Genomic DNA, 6,348 nt, shown 5'->3' with positions numbered 1-6,348 from the left:
TCTATTTGAAAGAGTTAAGTGCTTTGGCATTTTTTAGTTCCTTATCGTTTATTTTAGTTTCGTCAAAACCTAATAAACTATATTTGGAACTCTCTTTCAACTATTTAAAACTTTCAGAATACAATCTAGCGTTCTAATAGGTGCAAGCGGAGTAATAGGATCAGCGACTTATGATAAGTTCATTAGCACTGGTTATAAAGTTATTCCTGCAACATTTAGTGGAAGTAATGGTTCACACCGTATTGATATAGAAGATATAGAATCTATCAAAAATTTCTTTGAAAAAGTAGGTTTTTTTGATGCTTTAGTATCTACTACTGGTAAAGTGGCTTTTAAAACTGTTGATGACTTAACTCAAGAAGACTGGAACTTCAGTTTTAAAAATAAGCTACTTGGACAAATCAACCTAGTGCAAATTGGTGCAAAGTATATCAATAAGGGCGGTTCATTTACATTGACTACTGGAATATTGAATGTTGAGCCAATTGCTTTAGGTGTTGCAGCAGCCACTGTTAATGCTGCAGTAGAAGGATTTGTAAAAGCAGCGGCTCTTGAATATAAAGATTTCCGTATAAATACTGTTAGTCCAACTGTAGTCAAAGAGGCGTTAGCAAAGTATGGACCATTCTTTGTAGGCTATGAACCTATAGAAGCAGAAAAAGTAGCTAATGCATATCTTAAGTCAGTAGCAGGGATTGCTAATGGTAGTATTATAAAAGCCTGTTATTAATTTATAATTATCAAAAAAACTATTCTACATTTAATTTCCCAATAATATTGACCAGCTCTATTCATATATATACTATTTTATTAAGTATCTATTTTAAGATTGCATTCAATAAGTATTGTTGCGCTTAATAATGATTGATATTTATTTCAATAAGGAGAAAACATGAATAAGATATTAACTATAGCAAATGGCGCCCCAATTCCTAATGATAATACAAGTATTAGTGCAGGTAAAAATGGTTCGTTAACATTTGATAACTTTTGATTATTTGAGAAGTTAGCACATTTTAATCGCGAGAGAATTCCTGAGCGTGTAGTACATGCAAGAGGTACTGGCGCATATGGTACTTTTACCCTTGAAAAAGACTTATCAGATTTGACAGTAGCTGATTTTTTAAGAGATCAAAACAAGCAGACTGAGGTTTTTGTGCGATTTTCTACTGTTGGAGGAGGTCAAGATTCTAGTGATTATGTTAGGGATGTACGTGGTGCAGCTATCAAATTTTATACCAAACAAGGCAATTTTGATATTGTAGGAAATAACACACCAGTATTTTTATAAGGGATCCCAATAAATTCCCTGACTTTGTACACTCACAAAAAAAGAATCCTCGAACTAATCTACCAGATAGTGCGGCCCAGTTTGAATTTTGGTCAAGAAACCCTCAGTCTTTGCATCAAATGACAATATTGATGTCTGATAGAGGTATCCCAAAGAACTATAGGCATATGCATTTATTTAGCTCACATACATTAAGCTTTTATAATGAAAATGGTGAACTTTTTTGGGTTAAGTGGCATTTTAAAACACAACAAGGAATTAAAAATCTCACAAATGAAGAAGCATCTAGGCAGCCAAGCTATGGAGCTCAAAAAGATTTGTTTGATGCTATAGAGAGTTGTAATTATCCAAAGTGGGATGTTAAATTGCAAATTATGACTGAAGACCAAGCAAAGCAATATAGTATAAACCCTTTTGATTTAACTAAGGTTTGGTCTCATAAAGATTTCCCACTTCAAAAGATAGGTGTTTTAGAGTTAAACCGTAATGTTAATAATTATTTCGCTGAAGTAGAGCAAGCTACTTTTGCTCCTAATAATCTAGTGCCTGGTGTTGGTGCATCTCCAGATAAGATGTTACAAGCTAGACTACTAGCTTATCAAGATGCTCATAGATATCGAGTAGGTGTAAATGCAAGTCATATACCGATAAATGCTTCAAAATGTCCCATGCATAATTATCAGCGTGATGGAGCAATGGCTGGTATAGCTCTTAATGTATCACAGAATGAAATGCCTAATTTTTATCCAAATGCGCATTCTGATTCTCCTTCAGATGCTAAGCAATATATAGAGCCACCTTTAGAAATAGAGGGTTATATTGCTTATTGTGATGCACAAGGTGAAGATAACTACTCACAAGCTGGAGATCTTTTTAGATTAATGAGCGAATCTCAGCAGCAACAGTTAGCTAATAATATTGCAGAAGGGTTGGTACATGCTAGTCAAGAGATTCAAGAAATAATGCTTGACCAGTTTGCTCAAGCTGATGAAAACTATAGAGTTAAGGTCGAAAAAGCCCTTCAAAATATCTAGTTAGAAATTATTTTTGCTCAGATTATCTGACATCAGTAGAAATAACTCAAAATATAACTATGATATAAAATAAGTTTTTATTTTTTAATAGTAACTTATTAAATGAAATTTTATATACTATTGACTTTTAAAAGTTTTCATAAAACATTATATTATTAAAATCAAACCATATATTTTATTTTTTATGAAAAGATATCTATTAGCTATTACAGGCATAGCATTGTATAGTTTATCATTTGCTATGAGTCCAAGCAGTTTTGTTGCTAAACCTACTTCAGGGAAATATGAATCTGAAATTATGGACGCAGATGAGCAAATCATAAAGTTCATAGCAAAGCGTCAAGAATTAAGAAATCAAATGTTAGATCTTCAGAAAAATCAGAAATTACCTAGTAATGATCCATTTGAAGATAAAGATTTGGCTGCTATGCGTACTAATTTTGCAATACAGTATAATGTAAGTCCTAAGCTGATCGATCAAGTATTTGATGTTTTGAATTCTTAGGCTCAAAAACCAACAAAATAATATTTTAAATAAAGTTTATAAGAGGTAATACAATGTCAATTTATGACTTTAAATTAACTAAGAATGATAGCTCAGAATATTATTTACCCAAGAATAAGGTTCTCTTGATAGTAAATGTTGCGAGTAAGTGCGGATTCACTAAGCAATATAGAGGACTTCAACATTTACATAAATTACATCCTAATCTAGAGATAGTAGCTTTTCCATGTAATTCATTTGGTGGACAAGAACCTGGTAGTGATGAAGAAATTAAAAACTTTTGTCAAACTAACTATGATGTTACATTTCCAATAATGAAAAAAACAAAAGTAAATGGTAAAGATGCAGAACCACTATATGAATATCTTAAAGAAAGAGCAAAAGGTGTACTTGGTACCGAAGCTATAAAATGGAATTTTACAAAATTTTTAGTATCAAAAGATGGTGAAACTGTCATTAGATATGCACCTAAAACAATTCCTGAAGATCTAATCGCTGATATCGAAAATTTTCTTAAAGATTAAGTTCAAAAAACTGTATAATTTGTTTATCTGTGTTTTAAATTCTAAAATATGATTTCAACTTCATTATCTTATATATCATCTTTATTGCTAATATGCAGTCTTATAGTCTTACTATCAAGTAAGTCAAAATCGAAATTATTTGAATATTTTCCAGCAATTGTAATTATTTATTTTGTCATAGTACTGCTTTCAGCTATGGGATTTTGGGATTTAAAATCTTCAGAAATTATTCAAACAAGGTCTCAGCTTCAAGATTTAATATTGCCTGTTATGTTATTTTTGATGCTTATTCGTTGTGATATTAGAGTAGTTATAAAACTAGGTAGAAAGCTACTCATAGCATTTTTTGGAGCTACAGTAAGTATTATAATAGCTTTTGTCATAATGTATTTAACTGTTGGTAAGTATATATCGCCAGATGATTGGAAAGGATTCTCAGCTTCATCAGCAAGTTGGATGGGAGGGACTGGTAATATGGTCGCTGTTAAACAAGCTCTTGGTACTCCTGATAATTAGATGAGCTATATACTATTGACAGATTCTATTAGTTATTCTATTTGGTTTGCTTTTCTGTTTGCGCTTATTTCTCGAGCAAATATATTTGATAAATGGACTAAAGCAGGTTGTATTGAGGAGCATATAAGTAAAGTTGATATTAACAATCCTTATGATGTCAAAGGCGATATTAACTTTGTTGGAATATTTGTATTAATTGCAATGGCATTTACTGCTACTGATATAGCAAAGATTTTATCAAGTTATTTACCAGCTACAGATTTAATATCTGCTAAGACTTGGACAATACTTCTAGTAACACTATTTGGGTTTGTAGGTGCTATGACTCCATTAGCCAAAATTAGAAGTGATATTATTATTGCAAGTATCTTCTTATATTTTTTGGTCGCACTTATAGCATCAGGCTCAAGTTTCAAAGGGTTTTCTCAAGCATCGATATACATAGTTTGTGGACTTATGGTTCTTGTTATTCATGCTATACTTATGATAATAATTGCCAAGATATTTAGGCTAAACTTAGTAATGTGCTCTATTGCATCACTAGCAAATATCGGTGGAATAGCAGGAGCGCCTATATTTGCAAGTGCTTATACTAGAAGTTTGGTATCTATTGCAGTTGTTATGGCTTTACTTGGATTTTTGATTGGTACCCAAGGTGGATTAATTGTAGCTAAGATACTTTTAGGATTACTATTATTTACTAATGGTTGTAGTAGTGATTTATATTCTTCAATATTGCTTAGATGCCATTCGTAAGTAGGTGCATTAGTTAAGACATTACCAGCATTTTTATGAATGTACATTTTACCATCAATAAACTCTATCACAGCACTGTTGCCATTAGCATCTCTTAGACACATGTGAAGAGGAATATTTTTTATATATATGCCATCTTTTAACTTTGCAGCACTATTCACTATCTGATACTCAGATATTAATTTAAGAGCATCAGCTACATCTTTTGCCATAGCTAACAAAAAATTACCTAACTCATACACCGCTAGTGCAGGCCTATTATCATTATTATCATAACTTGGATATACCGTACCATCTAAATACAAGATACTATATGAAAAGCCTTGAGTGTTTAAACCATCTGTTACATAACTCTCAAATCCTAATCTACAAAAGTAACCATATTTTGAAGTCCACTTAGCGATTCTGCTTTCAGGAATTTTATCAGCATCTATTACAACGTCTGTTACATTTTCAATACCGACATAACCCCAACCATTTTTAAAGGCAATATTTATTGGAAAATCCATAGATCTTGCTTCGATTTTGTATTGATTTTTATTTATAAAAACATTAGTACACATAGTAATCTTACCTTTCAAATTTCATTGCTGGTGCTATACTTACAATATTAATACTACATTATTTTGGAATATAAGAGAATAATTCAACAGTTTAATAAGATTGTTTTATACAGAATGGTAACACCAGAGAAAACTTGTCCGTATGGTTTAAAAGCAAAAGCGTTATTTGAAGAAAAGGGTTGGTGTTTTGAAGACCATATTTTAAAGACTAGAGCTGAAACAGATGCTTTTAAACATAAGTATAACTTAGAAACTACACCTTTAATATTTATTGATGATAAACAGATTGGTGGTTATAGTGATTTGCTTGAGTTCTTAGGTCAGAAATGAATCAGCAGTTAAAATACTTTGTTTTGTCAACTAAGGTATTACCTGAACATATCGATCCAAATAATCATCTTAATAATATTGTCTATCTTCAATGGATGCAGGATGTGGCTATTGAGCATGTCAAGGCTAATAAGGTTTTTGACTTAACGGAGTCTCAAGGACTTACATGGTTTGCTAAGAAGCATACTATAGAGTATCTATCGCAAGGATTTTTAGGTGATGATATCGCTGTAGTTACGTGGGTAGAGAGTATTACTAAAATTTCTACATTTAGAAAATATCATATTTATAGAAAGTCAGATAAAGCTCTACTGTGTAAAGCAGATACTCTGTGGGTAATGATAAATGCTCAGAAGGGCAGACCTGCAAAAATCCCAACAGAACTAGTTAAAATATTTGATAAGTATAATGATTTTGAGATTGATAATATTGAGAGCTTAATTTAAAGTAAGGTTCTAAACTATTTTTTATTATTTTTAATAACCTCAACTGAACCGTGATCATCACAATGATTACCATGAGGATGATGTAATCTACCATCAACAATATAGTCTATGTGATCACCATGTGGTACTGCTTCATGACCACAATCCGGACCATGTACGTGATCACAGCATTCATCTTTGATTGGTTTACATTCATCAGGATTTTTAGTTGTGACATCTAGAGTGTGTTCATCATAATGCCCATTATGTTCATGATGAAGGTGACCATCATGTAGATAGTCGTAATGATCGCCATGTTTGATTCTTGTATGACCACAGTTATCTTGGTGTTTATGTTCGTGGTTTTGATGTGTTTTACATTTGCTCATGGCACTTCTCCTCTT

8 protein-coding genes and 2 pseudogenes are annotated in these 6,348 nt (G+C 31.9%); 8 read left to right on the top strand and 2 right to left on the bottom strand.

Features of this window, described 5'->3' with window-relative positions; translation table 11 throughout:
• Positions 1 to 118 precede the first annotated feature (118 nt).
• The 6 genes and pseudogenes from F8C69_RS01890 to F8C69_RS01870 all read left to right on the top strand — a co-directional run.
• On the top strand, positions 119 to 730 hold the full coding sequence (locus F8C69_RS01890) for a short chain dehydrogenase (protein ID WP_159183973.1): 612 nt from the start codon (positions 119 to 121) through the stop codon (positions 728 to 730).
• A gap of 300 nt (positions 731 to 1,030) precedes the next feature.
• Positions 1,031 to 1,989 (top strand): annotated as a pseudogene (locus F8C69_RS01885) (catalase); the annotation flags it as partial.
• A complete protein-coding gene (locus tag F8C69_RS11165) occupies positions 1,987 to 2,325 on the top strand; it encodes a catalase-related domain-containing protein (RefSeq protein WP_307838236.1) in 339 nt (112 codons plus the stop codon). The pseudogene F8C69_RS01885 and the gene F8C69_RS11165, both read left to right, overlap by 3 nt.
• 184 nt (positions 2,326 to 2,509) lie before the next feature.
• Positions 2,510 to 2,830, top strand: a complete 321-nt coding sequence (locus F8C69_RS01880; RefSeq protein ID WP_159183971.1) for a chorismate mutase — start codon at positions 2,510 to 2,512, stop codon at positions 2,828 to 2,830.
• Positions 2,831 to 2,883: 53 nt separating this feature from the next.
• Positions 2,884 to 3,354, top strand: coding sequence for a glutathione peroxidase (locus F8C69_RS01875; protein ID WP_159183970.1), 471 nt, complete (start codon positions 2,884 to 2,886; stop codon positions 3,352 to 3,354).
• 48 nt (positions 3,355 to 3,402) lie between these two features.
• Positions 3,403 to 4,494, top strand: a pseudogene (locus F8C69_RS01870) (DUF819 family protein); the annotation flags it as partial.
• Here the strand turns inward: F8C69_RS01870 and F8C69_RS01865 are convergent.
• Complete coding sequence (locus F8C69_RS01865) at positions 4,458 to 5,135, bottom strand: linear amide C-N hydrolase (RefSeq protein WP_234384094.1); 678 nt, start codon at positions 5,133 to 5,135, stop codon at positions 4,458 to 4,460. The pseudogene F8C69_RS01870 and the gene F8C69_RS01865 overlap by 37 nt on opposite strands.
• Positions 5,136 to 5,267: 132 nt before the next feature.
• Between F8C69_RS01865 and F8C69_RS01860 the strand changes: the two genes are divergently transcribed.
• Together F8C69_RS01860 and F8C69_RS01855 are read left to right on the top strand one after the other, a co-directional pair.
• Positions 5,268 to 5,519, top strand: coding sequence for a glutaredoxin domain-containing protein (locus tag F8C69_RS01860; protein ID WP_159183972.1), 252 nt, complete (start codon positions 5,268 to 5,270; stop codon positions 5,517 to 5,519).
• The gene (locus F8C69_RS01855; protein WP_159183969.1) at positions 5,516 to 5,965 is read left to right on the top strand and encodes an acyl-CoA thioesterase; all 450 of its coding nucleotides are present in this window, start codon (positions 5,516 to 5,518) and stop codon (positions 5,963 to 5,965) included. Before F8C69_RS01860 ends, F8C69_RS01855 begins: the two co-directional genes overlap by 4 nt.
• A gap of 14 nt (positions 5,966 to 5,979) precedes the next feature.
• Here the strand turns inward: F8C69_RS01855 and F8C69_RS01850 are convergent, their stop codons facing one another.
• Positions 5,980 to 6,333, bottom strand: coding sequence for a hypothetical protein (locus F8C69_RS01850; RefSeq protein ID WP_159183968.1), 354 nt, complete (start codon positions 6,331 to 6,333; stop codon positions 5,980 to 5,982).
• Positions 6,334 to 6,348 lie beyond the last annotated feature (15 nt).

The sequence above is a fragment of the Francisella noatunensis subsp. noatunensis genome (genome assembly GCF_009823375.1).
GTDB classification, from domain to species: Bacteria; Pseudomonadota; Gammaproteobacteria; order Francisellales; family Francisellaceae; genus Francisella; species Francisella noatunensis.
This window is presented reverse-complemented; position numbering and strand designations above follow the sequence as displayed.